The organism is Streptomyces sp. NPDC048417 (assembly GCF_040651615.1).
In the GTDB taxonomy this organism is placed as follows: Bacteria; Actinomycetota; Actinomycetes; order Streptomycetales; family Streptomycetaceae; genus Streptomyces.
In genome coordinates this window covers 495,048-516,360 of sequence record NZ_JBEZKI010000001.1, presented here as the reverse complement: position 1 = coordinate 516,360, position 21,313 = coordinate 495,048, and the positions used below count along the sequence as shown (strand labels likewise).

Below are 21,313 nucleotides of genomic sequence, written 5' to 3'. Positions count from 1 at the left end.
CACGGAACAGCACGGAACAGGCAGGGCCGTACAACTGGACCTCGATTACGCGAGCAGCGCCTCGATCGTGCCCTCGTGGGCCTCGCGGAGTTCGGTCAGCGAGAGTTCGAACTCGCCCTGGATCTCCACCGAGTCTCCGTCCACGACACCGATGCGCGTCACCGGCAGGCCCCGCGCGCCGCACATGTCGTTGAAACGGACCTCCTCGGAGCGCGGCACCGCCACGATCGCGCGGCCCGCCGACTCGGAGAGCAGGAAGGTGAACGCGTCCAGGCCGTCGGGGACGACCAGACGCGCGCCCTTGCCGCCCAGCAGCGCCGACTCCACGACCGCCTGGATCAGACCGCCGTCGGACAGGTCGTGCGCCGAGTCGATCATGCCGTCGCGGGAGGCGGAGATCAGGATCTCGGCCAGCAGGCGTTCGCGCTCCAGGTCGACCTTCGGAGGCAGGCCGCCCAGGTGGTCGTGGACGACCTGGGACCAGGCAGAGCCGCCGAACTCCTCACGCGTGTCGCCGAGGAGGTAGAGCAGCTGCCCCTCCTCCTGGAAGGCGACCGGCGTGCGGCGGGCGACGTCGTCGATCACGCCGAGGACCGCCACGACCGGGGTGGGGTGGATGGCCGCCTCGCCGGTCTGGTTGTAGAGCGAGACGTTGCCGCCGGTCACCGGGGTGCCCAGCTGCAGACAGCCGTCCGCCAGACCGCGCACGGCCTCGGCGAACTGCCACATCACCGCGGGGTCCTCCGGCGAACCGAAGTTCAGGCAGTCGGAGACGGCGAGGGGCTTGGCGCCGGTCGTCGCCACGTTCCGGTAGGCCTCCGCCAGCGCCAGCTGCGCGCCCGCGTACGGGTCCAGCTTGGCGAAGCGGCCGTTGCCGTCCGTCGCGATGGCGACACCGAGGCCGGTCTCCTCGTCCACGCGGATCATGCCGGAGTCCTCCGGCTGGGCGAGGACGGTGTTGCCCTGCACGAAGTGGTCGTACTGCGAGGTGATCCACTTCTTGGAGGCCTGGTTGGGGGAGCCGACCAGCTTCAGGACCTGGTCCTTCAGCTCCTCGGCGGTGGCCGGCCTGGCCAGCTTGTTCGCGTCGTCCGCCTGGAGGGCGTCCTGCCAGGACGGGCGGGCGTACGGGCGCTCGTAGACCGGGCCGTCGTGCGCGACCGTGCGCGGGTCGACGTCCACGATCTTCTCGCCGTGCCAGAAGATCTCAAGGCGGTCGCCGTCGGTGACCTCGCCGATGACCGTCGCGATGACGTCCCACTTGGCGCAGATCTCCAGGAACCGCTCGACCTTCGCCGGCTCGACCACCGCGCACATGCGTTCCTGCGACTCGCTCATGAGGATTTCCTCGGGCGAGAGGGTCGAGTCACGCAGGGGCACGTCGTCGAGTACGACGGTCATACCGCCGGAGCCGTTCGACGCCAGTTCGCTGGTCGCGCAGGACAGGCCCGCCGCGCCCAGGTCCTGGATGCCGACGACCAGCTTCTCGGCGAAGGCCTCGAGCGTGCACTCGATCAGGAGCTTCTCCTGGAACGGGTCGCCGACCTGCACCGCCGGGCGCTTCGACGGCTTCGCGTCGTCGAAGGTCTCGGAGGCGAGGATCGACGCGCCGCCGATGCCGTCACCGCCGGTCCGGGCGCCGTACAGGATGACCTGGTTGCCCGCGCCGGAGGCCTTGGCGAGGTGGATGTCCTCGTGCCGCATCACCCCGATGGCACCGGCGTTGACCAGCGGGTTGCCCTGGTAGCAGGCGTCGAAGACGACCTCGCCGCCGATGTTGGGCAGGCCCAGGCAGTTGCCGTAGCCGCCGATGCCGGCGACGACTCCGGGCAGGACCCGCTTGGTGTCGGGGTGGTCGGCCGCGCCGAAACGCAGCGGGTCGACCACGGCGACCGGGCGGGCGCCCATCGCGATGATGTCGCGGACGATGCCGCCGACACCGGTCGCGGCGCCCTGGTACGGCTCGACGTACGAGGGGTGGTTGTGCGACTCGACCTTGAAGGTCACGGCGTAACCCTGGCCGACGTCGACGACACCCGCGTTCTCGCCGATGCCCACCAGGAGCGCGTCGCTCTGCGGGGCCTTCTCGCCGAACTGGCGGAGGTGGACCTTGGAGGACTTGTACGAGCAGTGCTCGGACCACATGACCGAGTACATGGCGAGCTCGGCGCCGGTCGGGCGGCGGCCGAGGATCTCCACCACCCGCTCGTACTCGTCCTTCTTCAGACCGAGTTCGGCCCAGGGCAGCTCGACGTCGGGGGTCGCGGTCGCGTGCTCGACCGAGTCCAGAGGCGTCCGGCTCATGCGCCCACCAGCTTCTTGAGGATCGAGGTGAAGAACGGCAGACCGTCGGTGCGGCCGGAGCCGATGAGCGGCTCGACGGCGTGCTCCGGGTGCGGCATGAGGCCTACGACGTTCCCGGCCTCGTTGGTGATGCCGGCGATGTCGCGGAGGCTGCCGTTGGGGTTGAGGTCGAGGTAACGGAAGACCACCCGGCCCTCCGCCTCCAGCTTGTCGAGCGTGTACTCGTCGGCGACGTACCGGCCGTCCATGTTCTTCAGCGGGATGTGGATCTCCTGGCCCTCGCGGTAGTCGCTGGTCCAGTTGGTGCCCGCGTTCTCCACCCGCAGCTTCTGGTCGCGGCAGATGAAGTGGAGGTGGTTGTTGCCGAGCATCGCGCCCGGAAGCAGATGGGCCTCGGTGAGGATCTGGAAGCCGTTGCAGATACCGAGGACCGGGAGGCCGGCCTTCGCCTGCTCGATGACGGTCTCCATCACCGGCGAGAAACGCGAGATGGCGCCGGCCCGCAGATAGTCGCCGTAGGAGAAACCGCCGGGGAGGACCACCGCGTCGACCTGGTGGAGGTCCTTGTCCTTGTGCCAGAGGGCCACCGGTTCGGCACCCGCGAGCCGGATCGCACGCTGGGTGTCCCGGTCGTCGAGACTTCCCGGGAAAGTGACGACGCCAATACGAGCGGTCACTTGGCCGCCTCCGCGACTTCATCCACCCGAACGGTGAAGTCCTCGATCACGGTGTTGGCGAGGAAGGATTCCGCAAGATCGTGGATGCGGGCGAGCGCGGCCTCGTCGACCGGCCCGTCAACTTCCAGTTCGAATCGCTTTCCCTGACGGACATCGGAGATGCCTTCGAAACCCAGGCGTGGCAGCGCACGCTGGACCGCCTGGCCCTGGGGGTCGAGGATCTCCGGCTTGAGCATGACGTCGACTACGACGCGTGCCACTGGCACTCCCGGTGTTGTGGTGCTGGCTGCTGAGCAGGCACTGCCGGGGTCCCCGACAGGTGTCTTCAGACTACCCGCACAAAATTTCTACGCGGGTAGAGTTGTAGGAAACTACGTGAGCCGCATCACGATCGGGTGACAGCGGGGGATCCACACGAAAAGTTCTGGGAAAGTTCCCCGGGTTCGCCCACGACATCTATTGCGCCCGGGACACGCGGGCGGATTTAGTCGGGCTTCACTTTGTATTGCCAGGCACTGTACAAATGAATTGGCAATAGCCGATACTCGGCACGTCATCTCCGCCATCGCGTCATCGCCGATGAGCTGTATAGACGTGCCACACGAAGGGACCGATATTCGTGGCGCAGAAGGTCGTGGTCACTCTCTTTGACGACATCGACGGCTCGGAAGCGGCGGAAACGATCGCCTTCGGACTCGACGGCAAGTCGTACGAGATCGATCTGAATCAAGCCAACGCCAAGGAACTGCGTAAGGCCCTGGAGCCGTACGTGACGGCCGGCCGCAAGCGGTCGAAGTCGGGCAAGGCGTACAAGCAGACGGAGGTCGCCCCCGACCCGGCGGCCGTCCGCGCCTGGGCACAGGCGAACAAGATGGATGTCCCGGCGCGCGGTCGTATCCCGAAGAAGGTCTACGAGGCGTTCAGCGCCGCGCAGTGAGACGCGGCTCGGACTGTCCTCAGGGACCGTCACCGGCCCCCGAGGACAGCCGACTTGCGCTACCCCCCTGCTGATCAGCTAATGTCTGGAGCACGCCGAGGGGCGCGGCCGAAAGACCGAAACCCACGGAGTACATGCGGGTGTAGTTCAGTAGTAGAACATCCCCCTTCCAGGGGGAAGGCGCAGTGTGCAATTCCTGTCACCCGCTCTGCACCGCCGGTCCTGGTCATGCTTGTGGATCAGGTAGGCTGGTGCTCGCACCGATCGGTGGGAGCCGGTCGGGAGCAGTGCGGACGTAGCTCAGTTGGTAGAGCGCAACCTTGCCAAGGTTGAGGTCGCGAGTTCGAGCCTCGTCGTCCGCTCCAGCTCGTAGGAGAAACCCCAGTCATTGACTGGGGTTTTTTCGTGCGCCGTCACGTGTCTTCCCGCGCCTTCCCGCGCCTTCCCGCGCCTTCCTGCGTCAAGGCAGGCCCTGACATTTGTCATGGCGAGTGATGACACCGCGCACTGCTGCCGGGCCCGGCCCCCGGGGAGGCTCGTTCCATGGAAGCCATGGAAGACAACGCACACGTGATTGAGGTCACAGACCTCCGTCGTGTCTACGGGGGCGGGTTCGAGGCGGTCCGCGGAGTCACCTTCTCCGTGCGCCGCGGGGAGATCTTCGCGCTCCTCGGCACCAACGGCGCCGGAAAGACCTCCACGGTCGAGCTGCTGGAGGGCCTCGCCCCGCCGAGCGGGGGCCGGGTGCGGGTGCTGGGCCACGATCCGCACCGGGAGCGGGCCGCCGCACGGCCGCGCACCGGCGTGATGCTCCAGGAGGGCGGCTTCCCGTCCGAGCTGACCGTCGGCGAGACGACCCGGATGTGGGCCGGCTGTACGACCGGAGCCCGGCCGACGGCCGAGGCACTCGGCCTGGTCGGACTCGCCGGCAAGGCGGACGTCCGGGTCAAGCAGCTCTCCGGCGGTGAGCGGCGCCGCCTCGACCTGGCGCTCGCGCTGCTCGGCCGGCCCGAGGTGCTGTTCCTGGACGAGCCGACCACCGGCCTGGACGCCGAAGGGCGCCGGGACACCTGGGAGTTGGTGCGATCCCTGCGCGACACCGGGACCACCGTCCTGCTCACCACGCACTATCTGGAAGAGGCCGAGGACCTCGCCGACCGGCTCGCGATCCTGCACGAAGGGCGCATCGCGGCCACCGGAACAACGGGCGAGGTGACCGCGGACCGGCCCGCACGGATCTCCTTCGAGCTGCCGCTCGGGTACTTCGTGGGCGACCTGCCGCCGCTCGCCGCTCTCGGCGTGTGCGGGCACGAGACCGCCGGCCGGGCCGTACGGCTGCGGACCCGCGAGGTGCAGCGGACCGCCACCGGGGTGCTGACCTGGGCCCAGCGGGCCGGGGTGGAGCTGGACCGGCTGGAGGTGCGGTCGGCCTCGCTGGAGGAGGCGTTCCTCGGGATCGCGAAGGAGGCGGTCGTATGAGCACGGTGGACCTCGGCGGGCGCCGGGACGCCGCGGGCACCGTGTCCCGGCGCCGGGCGGCGCGTGCCGCGTCCTGGCGCCGGCTGGGTGCGCTCGGCCGTGCCGAGTTGCTGCTCCTCGGCCGCAATCGGGGCGCGGTGCTCACCGCGCTGCTGGTGCCGCTCGCCCTGCCGTTCAGTGTGCGGCCCGCCATCGACCAGATCGACCTGAAGACCCAGGGACTGAACGTCGGCACGCTGATGCTGACCGCCGCGACCGGGTTCTCCTTCCTCTTCGCCGTGTACACCTCCCTGGTGAGCGCGTATGTGGCCCGCCGGGAGGAGCTCGTCCTCAAACGGCTGCGCACCGGCGAACCGGCCGACGCGGAGATCCTGGCCGGCACCGCGCTGCCCGCCTTCTGTCTCGGCCTGGCCCAGGCGCTGGTGCTCACCGTCGGCTGCGCGGTACTGCTCCACGCGGGCGCGCCCAAGGCGCCGTATCTCACCCTGCTCGGGCTGCTCCTGGGCCTGCTGCTCAGTGCCGCGCTCGCCGCGCTCACCTCGGTTGTCACCCGGACCACCGAGAGCGCCCAGGTCACCGCGCTGCCGCTGGTCTTCGTCTCGATGCTGGGATCGGGCATCGCCGTGCCCACGGACGTCCTGCCCGACCGGGTCGCCTCGGTCTGTGAACTCCTCCCGCTCTCCCCGGCCGTCCGGCTGGTCCGCGCGGGCTGGACCGGCGAGCTCGGCGGCTACGAGGCGATGGGCACGGTCCTCACCGCGCTGGCCTGGACCGTGGTCGCGGTGTTTGCTGTACGGCGGTGGTTCCGCTGGGAACCTCGGCGCTGAGTGGAGACGGGACAGGACGGGACGGGACCGGGATGAGCGGGGCAGGTGGCTGGTGGCGGGAGAAGACCACCCCCGCCAAGGTCGAGACGTACACGCGCTGGTCGTTCCACTTCTTCGCGGTGATCGAGGTCACCGCGATCGGACTCCCGGTGTTCGGGGAGACGAGGGCGGCGGTCTCGGGCTGGCTGATCGCGATGGTCGTCGTCCACGCGGTGCTCTGCGCCCTGACCGCCTCCCGGACGCTGGACTGGACGCGGGGCCGCCGGGAGCAGCCGGTGCGGCTGCTGTGGGTGCTCGGCGCGGCCACGTACGTCTTCGCCGTCACCGCCCTGGTGCTGCGCGAGCACGGCGGGCCGGGTGCCGAGATGGAGAGCGCGGCGGCCACCGTCCTCGTGGGGATCCTGGCCTTCGGGGCCGGCACCACGGCGCTCGGGATCCGCGACCTGCGGCGGGCGATGACACTGATCGCGGGCTTCGCGTTCGGGGCGGGCCTGGTCTCCTTCCCGCTGGGCGTGCCCGGGACCGCCGCGCTGGTCACGGCGGTCGTGGTGTTCATGGCCGGCGGCTTCCTGGCCGCCACCTCGGGCTTCTCCGTCTGGCTGCTGAACGCCGTCTACGAACTCGACGAGGCCCGGGAGACCCGTGCCCGGCTCGCCGTCGCCGAGGAACGGCTGCGGTTCGGCCGCGATCTGCACGACGTGCTCGGCCGCAACCTCGCCGTCATCGCCCTCAAGAGCGAACTGGCCGTCCAGCTGGCCCGCCGCGAACGGCCCGAGGCCGTGCAGCAGATGATCGAGGTGCAGCGGATCGCCCAGGAGTCGCAGCGGGAGGTACGGGCCGTCGTACGGGGCTACCGGGACGCCGACCTCGCAGCCGAACTCGCGGGCGCGCAGGGCGTGTTGGCCGCTGCGGGCATCGACTGCGCGGTGACCGGCGACACCACCGGACTGCCCGCCGAGGTGCAGTCGGCACTCGGCTGGGTGGTCCGGGAGACGACCACCAATGTCCTGCGGCACGGGGACGCGGGACGGTGCACGGTGGGCCTGCGGGTACTGGAGGGACACGTGGTACTGACGGTGGAGAACGACGGCGTCGCCGTGCGGGCCGGCGGTGGGGACGGCGGGGCCGGGGTCGGTGGGGGTGGCGGGTCCGGGATCGCCGGGTTGCGGGAGCGCCTTGCGGTGGTGGAGGGGACGTTGGAGGCGGGGCCGGTGGGGGCGGACGGGTTCCGGGTGGTGGCTTCGGTGCCGCTGACCGGTCGTACGGCCGATGCGAATGTGAGCGGAGTCACTTCATGACCCCTCCGGTACGGCTGTTGCTCGCCGACGACGAGCATCTGATCCGGGGTGCGCTCGCCGCGCTGCTCGGCCTCGAGGACGACCTCGTCGTGGTCGCGGAGGCGGCCACCGGGCCGGAAGCACTCGCCATGGCACGGGCCCATCGGCCCGACGTGGCGGTACTGGATCTGCAGATGCCGGGGGCTGACGGTGTGAAGGTCGCCACATCCCTGCGGGCCGAACTGCCCGGCTGCCAGGTGCTGATCGTGACCGGTCACGGCCGCCCCGGGCATCTGAAACGGGCCCTGGCCGCCGGTGTGCGGGGGTTCGTCCCGAAGACGGTCAGTGCGCAGCGGCTCGCGGAGATCATCCGTACCGTGCACGCGGGAAACCGCTACGTCGACCCGGAGTTGGCCGCCGACGCGATCTCCGCCGGGGACTCGCCGCTGACCGCGCGGGAGGCCGAGGTGCTGGAACTGGCGGCCGACGGGGCGCCGGTCACGGAGATCGCCGAGCGGGCCGCGCTGTCGCCGGGAACCGTACGGAACTACCTCTCCTCGGCCGTCACCAAGCTCGGTGCGGAGAACCGGCACACCGCAGTGCGTCTCGCTCGGGAGCGCGGTTGGGTATAGTTGCTCTCGCGCCACGGCGCATGCGGACGTAGCTCAGTTGGTAGAGCGCAACCTTGCCAAGGTTGAGGTCGCGAGTTCGAGCCTCGTCGTCCGCTCAGGAAAAGGCCCCCGGTTTCCACCGGGGGCCTTTCGCATGGGCCCCGCTGTGCAGGGCCCTTTCCTTTACGCGGTCCTTTGTACGGTCCTTTGTACGGTCCTTTGTACGACCCTCTGTACGGTCAGCTCCAGCTCTGGCCGGTCAGCCGCTCGTACGCCTCGAGGTACTTCGCCCGGGTCGCCTCGACCACCCGCTGCGGCAGCGGCGGCGGGGGCTGCTCGCTCTTTCGGTCCCAGCCGGACTCGGCCGAGGTCAGCCAGTCGCGCACGTATTGCTTGTCGAACGAAGGCTGGGCCCGCCCCGGCTCCCACTCGTCGGCCGGCCAGAAGCGGGAGGAGTCCGGGGTGAGGACCTCGTCGGCGAGGACGAGGGTGTCGCCCTCGAACCCGAACTCGAACTTGGTGTCGGCCAGGACGATGCCCCGGTCGCGGGCGATGTCCCGGGCCCGCCCGTACACCGCGAGGGTGGCCTGCCGCAGCTGGGCCGCCGTCTCGGCGCCGACCTGCCGGGCGACCTCCTCGTACGACACGTTCTCGTCGTGCTCGCCGACCTCGGCCTTGGTGGCCGGGGTGAAGATCGGGGCGGGCAGCTCGGAGCCGTCGACCAGGCCCTCGGGGAGGGCGAGCCCGCACACCGTACGGGACTCCTGGTACTCGGCCAGGCCGGAGCCGGTGAGGTAGCCGCGGGCCACGCACTCGACCGGGATCATCTTCAGCGACTTGCAGACCAGGGTGCGGCCCGCCCAGTCGGCGGGGGCACCCTCGGGCAGCTCGGTGCTGATGACGTGGTTGGGGGCGAGGTCGGCGAGCTTGTCGAACCACCACAGGGAGAGCTGGGTGAGCACCCGGCCCTTGTCCGGGATCTCGGTCGGCAGCACCCAGTCGTACGCGGAGATGCGGTCGCTGGCGACCATCACGAGGTCACCGGCCGCGTTCTGGTACAGCTCGCGCACCTTGCCGGTGTGCAGATGCACCAGACCCGGCACCACGACGGGCTCGGGCTTTTCGACGAATCCGGACACGGTTCCTCCCCGTGGTTCTGTACAGGTGCCCCCGATTCTCCCGTATGCCGGGTTGCCGTCGGACACTGGGTCAGTCCCGTTTGCAGATGCGGTCCAGGAGGTTGGCGGTGGCGCGCTGGACGCGGGGGTCGATATGGCCGGGGCGGTCCAGGGCCGGGGACCAGGCGAAGGTCCCGGACGCGAAGACCAGGGCGCCGGAGGGGGCGCGGTAGAGAGAGGTCTCCTGGTGGCGCAGGGCGCCGTCGTTGTCGGCGTAGGGGGAGTGGGCGAGCAGGATGCGCTCCTCGTGCTCGGGCAGCGCGGTGCGCGGGAAGTAACGGTCGGCCTCCCCGGCCACCAGGCCCGGCAGTTCGTCGCCCTCCTGCGCGCCGGTGGCCTCCCAGAGCCAGTGGCCGGCGTTGCGCACGATCAGGGGGTACGGCTCGGGCACCCGGCCCGCGTACTGGATGCCGACCGTCTGCTGCTCGGGCCGGTCGATCTCGCGCCAGAGCACGGGCCTGCCCGGACCCTTGCGTTTTCGGCAGGTGAGCAGCCGGTCCGCGACCCCGGACGGGGACGGCCCCAGCTCCACCTGCCAGTACATGGTGTTGGCGGAGAGGAAGACCAGCGAGGTGCCGCTGTCCCGGGCCAGATCGACCGTGCGGCGCATCCGCGGCGACCAGTACTCGTCGTGTCCGGGGAAGACCAGGCCCCGGTAGCGGGTGGGGTCGACACGGCCGGCGTGCAGGTCGCGGGCGTCGGCGTAGGCGACGTCGTAGCCGTAGCGCTCGGCCCAGCGGATGAAGTCGTAGGCGTGGCCGACGTGCAGGGGCAGGCCCGCGCCCGCGTACGGCCGGTCGAAGGAGACGGTGGTCGCCGCGTCGGCCTCGCCGAGCAGCCGGCCCCGCTCGTCCCAGGCGTGGTAGAGGCTGGCGCCGGTGCGGCCGTCCTCGGGGTAGAGGTTGTAGGCCTGCCAGGTGATGTCCGGCAGCAGCAGGAGCAGGTCGGCGGGGTGGTTGTCGCGGATCGTGAAGGGCACGTGGGAGCGGTAGCCGTCGGCCGTGGTGAGCACGGCGACATACGCGCCGATGCTCCAGTACGAGGGGACCTGCAACCGCCAGGACAGCCACCAGTGGTGGCAGGAGACCGTACGGTCGGCCGCCAGCGGCGGGGGCTGCACGATGCCGGACAGCCGCGGGCTGGTGGTGATCTTGGCGGCGCCGTCGCCGCCGTAGTGGCCGATGCGGTAGATGTCGACGCTGAATTCCTGCGGCGGGTCGACGGTGATGTGGAAGTCGACGGCCTCGCCGGGGGAGACCGCGCCGGTCGAGGCGAATCCTTTGATCTGCCGGTGCACGTCGTCCGCCGAGCGGGGGCCGACCGCACTGCGGGGTGCGGGGATCCGCGGGTTCTCGCCGGTGGGCTGTGGCCGACTCGGGTCGACGTACCAGGGGACGACATGACCGGTGTCGTCGAAATAGGTCTCGCTGCCGCGCAGCCAGGGGACGGGACCCTGGCCGAAGGGGTCCGTGACGGCGTGCGCGAGTGCTCCCGACTCCCAGCGGCGGATGTGGTCCGATGCCATGGTGGCTCCCCTCCCTCGTGCCCCCGTGAAGTGTGCTGATACGAGTCGTTGTGTGGTGGTACGGCGTTACGTGGCCGAGCTTGTGCTGTTCCGGCCGGGCCTGGTCGCGCCCGGTTCGTTTCTGCTTCGCGCCTGGTTCGTGACTGTTTTCCGGTTTCGCCCGTGGTGCTCTGCGAGTTCCGCGGGCTGTGACTGTGCCGTCTGCCTCATGTCGGATGCGCTTGCCATTTTCACCGAACGGTCCCAGCACATCACATAACGCACGCGTCCGGTCACGGTTCGTTGCGAATTTGCCTTAAGTGGAACGGTTCGCTCCGCTAAAGCGTCGAAACGCCGAGGTCAGACCAGCCGTACGGGCTTCTCGGGACGTATCCCGGACTCGACCAGCCAGGCCCGCAGCGGGGCCGGGTCTCCCTCCTCGACGAGGCTGAGGACTCTGGGCGTCAGGTCGGCGGCCCGCTCGCCGTCGACCAGCAGGGACGGGCCGTCGAGCCAGTCCAGACCGGGAGTGGCTCCGGCGGTGTCCACGGCCGCGCAGCACACCATCGCCGTGACGTGGTCGGCGAGCAGCTCGCGGGCGGTGCGCGGGGGCTGGAGGGGGAAGAGGGGCAGCGCGCAGTCGTCCCAGAGGGCACTGTCGGGGCCCTGCCCGGCGGGTGCGGGCGCGTCGGGTCCGGGGCCGGGAGTGAGGGCCGCGGCCTCCTCGCGGGCGAGGGCCGCGGTGAGCCCCGCCGCCAGGGCGGAGCTGCGCTCGGTGCCGGTGGCCTCCTCTGCGTCCTCGTCGTAGACCGGGGGCTCCTTGGGCCTGCTGTGGGCGGCCGGGTCGGTCAGGTGGTCCAGGACCCGGTCCAGGGTGGGGCCGCCGGGGTCGGGGGCGGCCGGGTCGAGGGTGGCGCGGACGCCGAGGGAGTCCAGGACGCGGTGCAGCCGGGCCGCCTCGGTGCGCCAGGTGCGGTCGACGACCTCGTCCGGATACTCCGGCCAGGCCACCGGCGACCAGTCCGGGCCCGGCTCGGCGGGGCCGCCGTGGAAGAGACGGGCGGCCAGCAGCGAGGCCGCCTCGTCCACCAGGCCCGGCTCCTCCAGCAGGTCGCAGGCGGGCCGCTCGCCGAGCCGCGAGGCGAAGCCCTCGGCCAGCCGGTCGCGCCGGGACAGCTCGGTGAGCGCCGCGACCACGCCCGCGTCCAGCCGGGACGGCCAGCGGCCCATCCGCCAGGCGGGCAGCGCGACCCGGGTGAGAAGACGGTCCCAGCCGGCGTAGGCGAGGCCGACCTGCTCCTGGGCGACGATCCGCAGTCCGTAGTCCACGGCCTGTGCGCGCTCGGCGGCCGCGGCGGCGACCCCGCGCTCCATCAGCGCCGCGTGCTCCCGGCAGCCCCGCAGCAGCACCCTGGCCACCCAGCCGAGGCCCGCGCAGACCAGGCGGGTCGCCGGACATCGGCCGGTCGTCGAGGAGACGGCGACCGCCGCGTCCAGCCCGCGCACGAAGCGGCGGGCGGCGGCTATGTCCGGGTGCGCCGAGGGTCCCGTACCGGCGACGACCGGGGCGAGGACCGCGCGCAGCTCGGCGACCCGCATCCACCACAGGAACGGGGAGCCGATGACGAGCACGGGCGCGGCGGGGGTACGGCGGTGCGGGCCGGGGTTGCCGAGCTCGTCGCCGCCCTGGGGCGCGGGCGGGCCGTGCGCCGGGTGGGTGCGGTCCTCCAGCCAGCTGTCGCAGTCCGGGGTGAGCGCTATGGCGGAGGGCACCGGGACGTCGAGGCGGTCGGCGAGGTCGCGCACCATCCGGTACAGGTCAGGGGCGGACTCCTCCAGGATCGGGACCGTGGGGCTCACGGCCGGCCGGGCACGGGCCACGACCAGGGAGATGCCGGCGGCGGCCAGCAGCACGACGACGGCGAGCACACCGACGATCCAGCGGACCGTGTCCCAGCTCCGGCCGACGAAGTGACCGGTGGAACCGCCGGTCAGCAGGATCACCGTGGCCGCTGCGGGCAGCAGCGCCACGGCCAGGGCCCGGCCGCGGATGCGCAGCACAGCGAGGGCCCGGGTACGCGCTGCCTGCGCTCCCGCCTCCACACCGATACCGGTACTGGTCACGTCCGGACCTCACCCCCTCCCTGCTGTCCTGGTGCCGTCCTGGCTGTTGCTCACTCCCCCACTGTGGCACCCGCCACTGACATCGCAATGCCGGTGGGCCAAGTGCCGGAACGCTTGCGCCGCACCCTAGTTGGGGCCTCGGCCCCCGTCAGCCGGATGGGGCATCGGTCACTCGATGGAATGGCTTTGGTCAGAGGTGATCGACAGACAGCAACGATCAGGCCCCGGATTTTCGGGGTCCGGGGCCTGACCAGGAGCGGTGCACGCACGGAGGCGCTCAGGCCTCGGCCACCTCGGCTGCCTCGGCCGCCGCCTTCGCCGCGATGTCCGTGCGGTGCTGGGAGCCGTCGAGTTCGATCCGTGCCACGGCCGCGTACGCCCGCTCACGCGCCTGGGTCAGGTCCTGACCGGTCGCGGTCACGGAGAGAACACGGCCACCGGCGCTGACCACCGCCTCGCCGTCCCGCTTCGTCCCCGCGTGCAGGACGTAGGCGTGCGGGGCGTCCTCGGCGGCCACCGTGTCGAGGCCGGTGATGGGGTCGCCGGTGCGCGGGGTGTCCGGGTAGTTGTGGGAGGCGACGACCACGGTGACCGCGGCGTCGTCGCGCCAGCGCAGCGGCGGGAGGTCGCCGAGGGTGCCGTTCGCGGCGGCGAGCAGGACGCCGGCCAGCGGGGTCTTCAGGCGGGCGAGGACCACCTGGGTCTCGGGGTCGCCGAAGCGGGCGTTGAACTCGATGACCCGGACACCGCGCGAGGTGATCGCGAGGCCGGCGTAGAGGAGACCGGAGAACGGGGTGCCGCGCCGCCGCATCTCGTCGACGGTCGGCTGGAGAACGGTCTCCATGACCTCGTCGACCAGCTTGGGGTCGGCCCAGGGCAGCGGGGAGTAGGCACCCATGCCGCCGGTGTTCGGCCCCTGGTCCCCGTCCAGGGCGCGCTTGAAGTCCTGGGCGGGCTGGAGCGGGAGGACCGTCACACCGTCGGTGATCGCGAAGAGGGAGACCTCGGGGCCGTCGAGGAACTCCTCGATGACGACGCGGTCGCACCCGGCGGCGTGCGCCGTGGCGGCGGCCAGGTCGTCGGTGACGACGACACCCTTGCCGGCGGCGAGCCCGTCGTCCTTCACGACGTACGGCGCCCCGAACGCGTCGAGGGCCTCGGCGACCTCATCGGCGTCTGTGCAGACGTACGAACGGGCGGTGGGCACTCCGGCCGCCGCCATCACGGCCTTGGCGAACGCCTTGGACCCCTCGATCTGCGCGGCTTCCCCGGAGGGGCCGAAGACCGGGATCCCCGCCTCGCGCACGGCGTCGGCGACCCCGGCGACGAGCGGGGCCTCCGGGCCCACGACGACGAGTTCGGCGCCGATCTCCCGGGCCAGGGCAGTGACGGCGGCGCCGTCCAGGGCGTCGACCCGGTGCAGCTCGGCGACCTCGCCGATACCGGCGTTGCCGGGGGCGCAGTGCAGCGCGGTGACGTCGGAATCGAGGGACAGAGAGCGGCACAGGGCGTGTTCGCGGGCGCCGCTGCCGATGACGAGGACCTTCACGGGGGTCAGCGTAGCCGGGTGCACCGACTGGAGGATTCTCCAAGGGGGTGCAGGGGGGGCGAAGGGGAGCCGAGGGCGGGGCCGGCGAACCCTCGGCTCCCGCCTCCTCACCGGCGGCGCCCGCCGCGCGTCACTCGTTCTGGAACTCCTCCACCACCGTCGCCCCCAGCTCCCGCACGATCAGTTCATGGCCGGAGAGGGCCGACTCGTCGAGGTCGGGGTCGTCCTCCTCGGGGATGTCGTCCTCGGGAGACACCGGAGGCGGTTCGGAGGCCACGGGCGGCGGGGCCGGAGACGCTGCCCTCGCGGCGGACGGCGGGGAGCTCTGGGGGGTGGCCGTCGGCGGCCCGGGCTGGGACGTCGCCGGGCGGGCCGAGGACGCCGGGGCGGAGCCGCCGTAGCCGGACGACGCCGCGGGCGCGCCGCCGTAACCGCCGCCGGGCTGACCGCCGCCGTATCCGGGGCCGGCCGGGGCCGAGCCGCCGCCGCCCGTCGGGTCGACGATCGCCTCGATCCGCCACTGCACGCTGAACTGTTCGGCCAGCGCCTGCCGCAGCACGTCCTCGCTGCCGCTGCTCGCGAAGTTGTCGCGGGCGCCGGCGTTGACGAAGCCGAGTTGGAGGGTGGTGCCGTCGAAACCGACGACCTGGGCGTTCTGGCTGAGGAGGATCCAGGTGAAGCGCCGACGGTTCTTGACCGCTTCGAGGATGTTCGGCCAGAGAACACGGGGGTCCAGCCCGCCGGCAGGGGCAGCCGAGGCCGCCGGGGCCGGCTGGGGCGCCGGGGTGCCCGTGCTGGTGGCCCCGCCCGCGGCCGCCGTGCCCGCGCCCGTGGCCGAGGCCGTCGGCCAGCCGCCGGGGCGCCGAGCGGCGCCGCCACCCGCGGGGGCAGCCGTCGGCCAGGCGCCGGGCGCGGCGGCGGGCGGGGCGGCCGGAGGAGCTGCCGGAGGAGTCGGCGGGGCCGTCGGTGTGGGCGCAGCCGGCTGAGGGGCCGGTGCCGGTGCCTGCGCCTGCACCGGCGCGGGCTCGGGTGCCGCTCCCCCTCGTACCGCCGCACGGGCCGCCGCAGGCCCGCCCCCCTGCGGAACCGGAGCCGGAGGAACCGCAGCAGGAACCGGAGCCACACCCGCGGAAGCCCCGCCCGGCGCCGCCGGGTGTGCCTCGGGCCCGGGGACGTACCCCATCGCGGGCGCACCGCCCCCGCCCGAGAAGTTGACGCCCCGCTCCAGCCGGTCGAGGCGGGCCATCACGGACCGCTCGTCGCCGTAGGCGGCCGGCAGCAGCACGCGCGCGCAGATCAGCTCCAGCTGGAGGCGGGGGGAGGTGGCGCCGCGCATCTCGGTCAGGCCGTCGTTGACGAGGTCGGCCGCGCGGCTGAGCTCGGCGGCGCCGAACGTGCCGGCCTGGGCCTGCATACGCTCCAGGACGTCGGCGGGGGCGTCGAACAACCCCTTCTCCACGGCGTCGGGCACCGCCGCGAGGATCACCAGATCCCGCAGCCGCTCCAGCAGGTCGGCGACGAAGCGGCGCGGGTCGTTGCCCCCCTCGATGATGTGGTCGACGACCTCGAAGGCGGCGGCGCCGTCCCCGGTCGCGAAGGCCTCGACGACGGAGTCCAGCAGGGACCCGTCGGTGTAGCCGAGGAGGGAGGTGGCCATGGCGTATGTCACACCCTCCGCTCCCGCACCGGCGAGCAGCTGGTCCATGACGGACATGGAGTCACGCACGGAACCGGCGCCGGCGCGCACGACGAGGGGCAGCACGCCCTCCTCGACGGGGATGTTCTCCTTGCCGCACACCTCGCCGAGGTAGTCCCGCAGCGTGCCCGGCGGCACCAGCCGGAAGGGGTAGTGATGGGTCCGCGACCGGATGGTCCCGATGACCTTCTCGGGCTCGGTGGTGGCGAAGATGAACTTCAGATGCTCCGGGGGCTCCTCGACGACCTTGAGCAGCGCGTTGAAGCCGGCCGACGTGACCATGTGGGCCTCGTCGATGATGTAGATCTTGTAGCGGCTGCCGGCAGGCCCGAAGAAGGCCTTCTCACGCAGCTCACGGGCGTCGTCCACACCACCGTGAGAGGCCGCGTCGATCTCGATGACGTCGATGGATCCGGGCCCGTTGCGGGCGAGGTCGCGGCATGACTGGCACTCGCCGCAGGGGGTCGGCGTCGGCCCCTGCTCGCAGTTCAGGCAGCGGGCCAGGATCCGTGCGCTGGTGGTCTTCCCGCACCCACGCGGCCCGCTGAACAGGTACGCGTGATTGACCCGGTTGTTCCGCAGCGCCTGCTGCAACGGGTCGGTGACATGCTCCTGCCCGATGACCTCGGCGAACGACTCCGGGCGATAGCGGCGGTACAGCGCGAGAGACGACACACATACGAGGTTATAGGCGCCCACTGACAAGCAGCCCCGCCCGCAAACGCAAGCGCCCCCCACGCACCCGCCAGAGCCAACCTACCCTTGCTGCCTTCCGGCCCTGGGGGAGTTCAGTCAGATAGCGCCGCGTGAGGGGCTCTGCACAGAGTACCCGACGTCAGGGGGTAGGAACGAGTTCGCGAGCACTCCTCTCGGTCATGTAATGTTCCGAGCGGAGGATTCGCCTAGAGGCCTAGGGCGCACGCTTGGAAAGCGTGTTGGGGGCAACCCCTCACGAGTTCGAATCTCGTATCCTCCGCCATTGCTCTCACCGGGCAATACGTCGAAGGCTCTGACTGGTTTACGCTGGTCAGGGCCTTCTTCGCGTTCCAGGTCGGGGCGGCTCAGCCGACGCCGCCGCTATCCGGCGCCCTTCCGTCGTCGCGTGGTCTCAGTTGCGCTTCCGCACTCCAGTCCGCCTCCCGTCCGAATCGTCGCCACCCTTCCGACCAGCTGCTCGCGCCGCGCGCCCGCAGGGGGCCTCCGCAGACCCTGGGCAGGCCAGCGATACCGATCCGGTTCAGGTGCCATTTGGTCGGAATCAGCCCTGATGCGCAGGACTGTCCTCGCTGCTGCTAAACATGGACCCGTGCACTCAGCTCTCTCCCCTTCGCAGCTTCAACTTCTGCACCACCTCGTGACCGCGGAGATTCCATCCCTCGATGCGATAGCGATGGCAGTCCGGGGTCTCGACGAGGCGAGCATCACAGATGACGTACGGACTCTCAGCTGGATGGGCCTGCTGGAGGTCACGGGTGAGCATCTGACCATCACGCCGCGCGGCAAGGCGGCGCACTTCGAAGCCGAGTGCGCCGTGCTTGCAGAACGTCTGGTCGAGGTGAGCGTCTTCGCCGGCGAACTGCAGCGCCGCACGCCCTCACTCGACGCGGAACTGCACGCCCTCCGTCAGCTCGCCGAGGGAGCGTGGAGCGCGACGGAGGCTGCAGCGTACGTGGACCGCCGGGCAAAGGAACACTGAGCCGCCTCTACGACTCCTCGTCGGCGTCAGTGAGGAGCTCGACTCGACGACGGGGTTTGCGGGCCTTGACGGGCACCGGCAGGATGCCGGCCTTCTCAAGGTCGGCTGCCGTGACCGTGGGAGCTGCGAGGATCCGGTCCAGCAGATCCTGCTGCGCGGGAGCGAGGTCGACGAGCCGGCGCAACACGGAGAGCAGTTCCATAAGCTCGCGTGACCAGTCGGCCAGCCAGGAGTCCACGTGCAGGTCGTCCAAGGGACTCGTCTTGCGGCTGTTGGGGCTTGCCTTGCGGTAACCGAACCACTTCTTGACGACCTGCATGCCGCCGACGTCGTAGTTCCACACCTCTGCGGGGACCGGGCTGACGTATCCGGCACCTAGGTGCAGAGTTCGGTTCATCTCGGCGTAGCGGATCTCGGCGGGGACATCCATCCCGATGTGCTGGTCGTAACGGAGCCGGCGCGGATCGCCCTGCGGGAAGAGAATGTCTCCGGCCGGCCGGCCGTCTTCCGGATCAACGTAGCGTTCCCCGTACGTCGAAGCCCACAGCAAGTGCTCGCCCAACTGCACCGCCTCGCGCCACAGAGCGGGATCGCGGGTGAGCGGCAGCCGCACCCCAGGGGTGAGCAACTCCTCCGTGAACCGCTTGGTGAATCCGGCGTGCCCGGCGACAGCCGCCGCATACGCGGCCAGGTCGTGCACCATGATTCGGTGGTCGAGGCCGAGCTCAGTCGCCAGGTGGGCAAGGAGGCGCGGATGCACGTTGGGGGTACCGTCCGGATGGAGGATCGGCATTACCTTGCCGCCGCGACCGTTGAAGTGGTGGGTGTCGGGGAGCAGGGCGGTAGCGACGATCGCCGGCCCGGTCTCGATCTCGTGGGATGACTGCTGGTTGAGGAAGATCTGGCCTGGCTGCAGGGCTTCCCACAGCGTGGGCCGGGCGAAGTCGATGACACGACTGTCGGAGATCAACCACTGACGGTCGAAGCTCCGCATGGCGATGCGCATCAGGTCAGGCGCCAGCTCTGATTCGTCCGCGAGCTCCTGGGTGCGCTTCGGCTGCCCGGGCAGCGGGGCCCGGCTGTCATGCAGCGAACGATCTCTCGTTTCCTTGAACAGCTCCGCCTTCTTGACCGGATCGGTCTCGTGGATCAGACGCGCCCATCGCTTCTCAAGCACCTGCCTGCTGGGGCCGTTGACCCAGGACCGATTGGCCGTGATACCCAGGCTCCCCCAGCAGAAGAGATCGTCGAGAGCGGGGTAGTCCTCCCACCCCGTCTCGGTGATCGGGCGGAAGGGGCGGATGCTATCCGAGTGCGTGTCCTGCCAGCCGTCGTCGTCCAGCCGGATCTCCTTGAGCTGGCGGTACTTGACGCCTCGCTTGCCGTGCACGGCGCGGTAATGGACACGGGCGGACCGCTCGGGGTCGGTGTCTTTGCTGCGGACGAAGATGCAGATGGCCAGCGGCTGGGCGACACCCGGGAAGATCCGGCTGGCCACATCCGGGCGGTGCCCTTCCGGAGAAAGGTCGATGATCCAGCCCTCGTCACAGGTGCGCCGCAGGTAGTCCCGCATGCCACGCCCGCCGGGCCCGGTAGTGAAGCCGGAGGGCGTGATGAAGCAGACAACTCCCTGCTGATCCTGCGGATGGGCGTCGAAGACCTTCCACGTCGCCCAGCGCCAGAAGTAGACGTAGAGGTTCTTCAGCACGTGCTCATAGCGGCCGTTGCCGGGCCACTTGAAAGCCTCGATGGGGGCGACACCCTGCGCGGGGGTTCCCTTCTCGATCCAGCCGCCACGGCCCTTGGCCTTGTCGTCGTAGGGGGGGTTGCCAATCGCGACAGTGACCGGCGTGCTGGCCTTCACCTGGTTCGCCCGCTTGCGAGACTCCGAGATCACGCCATACGTCGAGGCGAGGGTTTCCTCGGCCAGGTACGGGTCATCCAACGTGTCGGTGACGAACAGCTTCATGCCGTCCGTCGGTGCGACCGCTTGATGTCGCTTAAGTAGATCCGAAGTTCGCAGCTCGGCGACGGCGAAGGGCCCCATCTGCAGCTCGAAACCGATCAGGCGCTTCGCCAGGCCGCCTATCGCATCTGGCGTCGCTCCGGGGCCGATGTTCTCCGCTGCCCAGGCGGCGACATGCTCGATGACCGCGTGAAGGTACGTGCCCGTCCCCATCGCCGGATCGACGATGCGCACGCTCTCGTCCGCGTATCCGTCCGCGCGCCCCAGGCGGGTATGCAACACGTCCGCGGTGAGGCGCACCATCTCCTCCACTACCTCGCGCGGGGTGTAGTACGAGCCGCTCTTTTGCCGCAGCTTCTCGTCGTACACCTCCAGGAACGACTCATACAGGTGCAGGTACGCATCCCGTCGGCCCTTGCGAATCGCTGCCCAGTCGACCGCGTCGATCACTTGGATGAGCAGGTCGAGGCTGACCTCGAAGCTCACCGTGATGTTGTCGGTGAGGAGCTGAAGAGCTTTGCCCATCAAGGCGTGTCCGGCATCCAGGCGCCGGCCGACTTCGTGCAGCCCTACCCCCTTCAGGGAAATGCCCTCCGTGCGCGCAAGCAGCAGCGCGAAGGTCACCGTCTGGGCGTATCCGTCGGCGAAGGTGGCGTCGTCGGCTGTAGGGAAGAGCAGCCTGCGCCAGTCATTCTTCAGCCCGGTGAATCGCAGCTCCTCAGGACGCACGCCCTCCGCTGCGTACCGTCCCTCCCGCTCCAACTGCTCCAGGACCGCTGCACGCAGCAGGCGGCACAGCGGCGCGGTGCGCCGGACCAGAGCGGAGACGTGGCGGATCGGCTCGGGAACCCAGTGCAAGAAGGTCTTCAGGAGGCTGTGGAACGCGGCAGGCTCGCGGGCGGTCAACGAGCGTCCCGCACTGGCCAGATCGCCATTGAAGACGACCGGGGAGCCGATTAGTTCCCCGGTGCGGAAGAGACGCCATTCGGTGCCGTTGGTGTAGAGCACATTCGGCAGGTCGCGCAGCCGCTCCCACTGCTTCTTGTTACGCCCCGTAAACTTCTCCGGGTCGACCGGGTGACCGGGACGCTTGACCTCGATGTAGCCAACGATGTCACCGTGCACCTCGACCGCATAGTCAGGGCGCACGCCTACATCACGCAGAGGTGTTTCGGAGTGCCACAGAACGCCGTCCATGGCGTCGTGGCTGCCCACTGCCTCCAAGAGGTTCTGCAGAGGCGGGCGGATGGACGCCTCGGGGTCGCCCGGACCATTCACCATGGTCTTACATGATGCACCGAAGGTCGATATGGCTTCCGTGAGCCAGCCGAACTCCTGGTCCTGCGTCACTGTCGCACCCCCGCGCTATCGATCATGGCGTGAGGAGTATGTCAGCCCTAAAGATGGGCGAGAAGGCACCAACTCCCCTCGGAACCAATTTGGTTGAGATTCGACCAAGATCGGCAGTTCGTTCATCCAATTGAGCAA

The 21,313-nt window shown here is 70.4% G+C and carries 15 protein-coding genes, 4 tRNA genes and 1 other RNA gene; 10 read left to right on the top strand and 10 right to left on the bottom strand.

Annotation, left to right across the window (positions count from 1 at the left end; genetic code table 11):
- Positions 1-45: 45 nt before the first annotated feature.
- Genes purL through purS form a run of 3 tightly spaced genes read right to left on the bottom strand, consistent with a single transcriptional unit; the run spans position 46 to position 3,241 of the window.
- Positions 46-2,304, bottom strand: coding sequence for a phosphoribosylformylglycinamidine synthase subunit PurL (gene purL / locus AB0D59_RS02540; protein WP_362559746.1), 2,259 nt, complete (start codon positions 2,302-2,304; stop codon positions 46-48).
- Positions 2,301-2,981 (bottom strand): phosphoribosylformylglycinamidine synthase subunit PurQ, encoded by a 681-nt coding sequence (gene purQ / locus AB0D59_RS02535; protein WP_362559743.1) that lies wholly within the window; start codon positions 2,979-2,981, stop codon positions 2,301-2,303. Before purQ ends, purL begins: the two co-directional genes overlap by 4 nt.
- Positions 2,978-3,241 carry a phosphoribosylformylglycinamidine synthase subunit PurS gene (gene purS, locus AB0D59_RS02530; protein ID WP_093501106.1) on the bottom strand — a complete coding sequence of 88 codons (264 nt, stop codon included), beginning with the start codon at positions 3,239-3,241 and terminating at the stop codon, positions 2,978-2,980. The genes purQ and purS overlap by 4 nt, the downstream gene beginning before the upstream one ends.
- Before the next feature lie 359 nt (positions 3,242-3,600).
- On the opposite strand from purS, the gene AB0D59_RS02525 reads away from it, so the two are divergent.
- The 8 genes from AB0D59_RS02525 (at position 3,601) to AB0D59_RS02490 (ending at position 8,228) form a co-directional block, all read left to right on the top strand.
- Positions 3,601-3,918, top strand: coding sequence for an Lsr2 family protein (locus AB0D59_RS02525; protein WP_351695523.1), 318 nt, complete (start codon positions 3,601-3,603; stop codon positions 3,916-3,918).
- 136 nt (positions 3,919-4,054) lie between these two features.
- Positions 4,055-4,126: transfer RNA gene (locus tag AB0D59_RS02520), tRNA-Gly, on the top strand.
- A gap of 81 nt (positions 4,127-4,207) precedes the next feature.
- Positions 4,208-4,283 (top strand) — tRNA-Gly (locus AB0D59_RS02515).
- Between the two features lie 178 nt (positions 4,284-4,461).
- Positions 4,462-5,397 (top strand): ABC transporter ATP-binding protein, encoded by a 936-nt coding sequence (locus AB0D59_RS02510; RefSeq protein WP_362559740.1) that lies wholly within the window; start codon positions 4,462-4,464, stop codon positions 5,395-5,397.
- Positions 5,394-6,224, top strand: coding sequence for an ABC transporter permease (locus AB0D59_RS02505; protein WP_362559738.1), 831 nt, complete (start codon positions 5,394-5,396; stop codon positions 6,222-6,224). Before AB0D59_RS02510 ends, AB0D59_RS02505 begins: the two co-directional genes overlap by 4 nt.
- Positions 6,225-6,256: 32 nt before the next feature.
- Positions 6,257-7,522 (top strand): histidine kinase, encoded by a 1,266-nt coding sequence (locus AB0D59_RS02500; RefSeq protein WP_362559736.1) that lies wholly within the window; start codon positions 6,257-6,259, stop codon positions 7,520-7,522.
- A complete protein-coding gene (locus AB0D59_RS02495) occupies positions 7,519-8,133 on the top strand; it encodes a response regulator transcription factor (RefSeq protein ID WP_362559733.1) in 615 nt (204 codons plus the stop codon). Before AB0D59_RS02500 ends, AB0D59_RS02495 begins: the two co-directional genes overlap by 4 nt.
- Positions 8,134-8,155: 22 nt before the next feature.
- Positions 8,156-8,228: transfer RNA gene (locus AB0D59_RS02490), tRNA-Gly, on the top strand.
- 123 nt (positions 8,229-8,351) lie between these two features.
- Here AB0D59_RS02490 and AB0D59_RS02485 read toward each other — a convergent pair.
- The 6 genes from AB0D59_RS02485 to ffs all read right to left on the bottom strand — a co-directional run bounded on the left by AB0D59_RS02485 (position 8,352) and on the right by ffs (position 16,982).
- A complete protein-coding gene (locus AB0D59_RS02485; protein WP_362559730.1) occupies positions 8,352-9,251 on the bottom strand; it encodes a phosphoribosylaminoimidazolesuccinocarboxamide synthase in 900 nt (299 codons plus the stop codon).
- 70 nt (positions 9,252-9,321) lie between these two features.
- On the bottom strand, positions 9,322-10,815 hold the full coding sequence (locus tag AB0D59_RS02480) for a N,N-dimethylformamidase beta subunit family domain-containing protein (protein WP_362559727.1): 1,494 nt from the start codon (positions 10,813-10,815) through the stop codon (positions 9,322-9,324).
- Positions 10,816-11,154: 339 nt separating this feature from the next.
- Positions 11,155-12,918 carry a hypothetical protein gene (locus tag AB0D59_RS02475; protein WP_362559725.1) on the bottom strand — a complete coding sequence of 588 codons (1,764 nt, stop codon included), beginning with the start codon at positions 12,916-12,918 and terminating at the stop codon, positions 11,155-11,157.
- 277 nt (positions 12,919-13,195) lie between these two features.
- Complete coding sequence (purD, locus tag AB0D59_RS02470) at positions 13,196-14,467, bottom strand: phosphoribosylamine--glycine ligase (protein ID WP_362559723.1); 1,272 nt, start codon at positions 14,465-14,467, stop codon at positions 13,196-13,198.
- Positions 14,468-14,597: 130 nt separating this feature from the next.
- A complete protein-coding gene (locus tag AB0D59_RS02465; RefSeq protein WP_362559720.1) occupies positions 14,598-16,838 on the bottom strand; it encodes a DNA polymerase III subunit gamma and tau in 2,241 nt (746 codons plus the stop codon).
- Positions 16,839-16,883: 45 nt separating this feature from the next.
- An RNA gene (gene ffs, locus AB0D59_RS02460) (signal recognition particle sRNA small type) lies at positions 16,884-16,982 on the bottom strand.
- A gap of 72 nt (positions 16,983-17,054) precedes the next feature.
- Here ffs and AB0D59_RS02455 point away from each other — a divergent pair.
- A tRNA-Ser gene (locus AB0D59_RS02455) sits at positions 17,055-17,142 on the top strand.
- Positions 17,143-17,613: 471 nt separating this feature from the next.
- The gene (locus tag AB0D59_RS02450) at positions 17,614-17,859 is read left to right on the top strand and encodes a hypothetical protein (RefSeq protein WP_362559717.1); all 246 of its coding nucleotides are present in this window, start codon (positions 17,614-17,616) and stop codon (positions 17,857-17,859) included.
- 7 nt (positions 17,860-17,866) lie between these two features.
- On the opposite strand, the gene AB0D59_RS02445 is transcribed toward AB0D59_RS02450, so the two are convergent.
- Positions 17,867-21,175, bottom strand: coding sequence for a type ISP restriction/modification enzyme (locus tag AB0D59_RS02445; protein ID WP_362559716.1), 3,309 nt, complete (start codon positions 21,173-21,175; stop codon positions 17,867-17,869).
- Between the last annotated feature and the right edge of the window lie 138 nt (positions 21,176-21,313).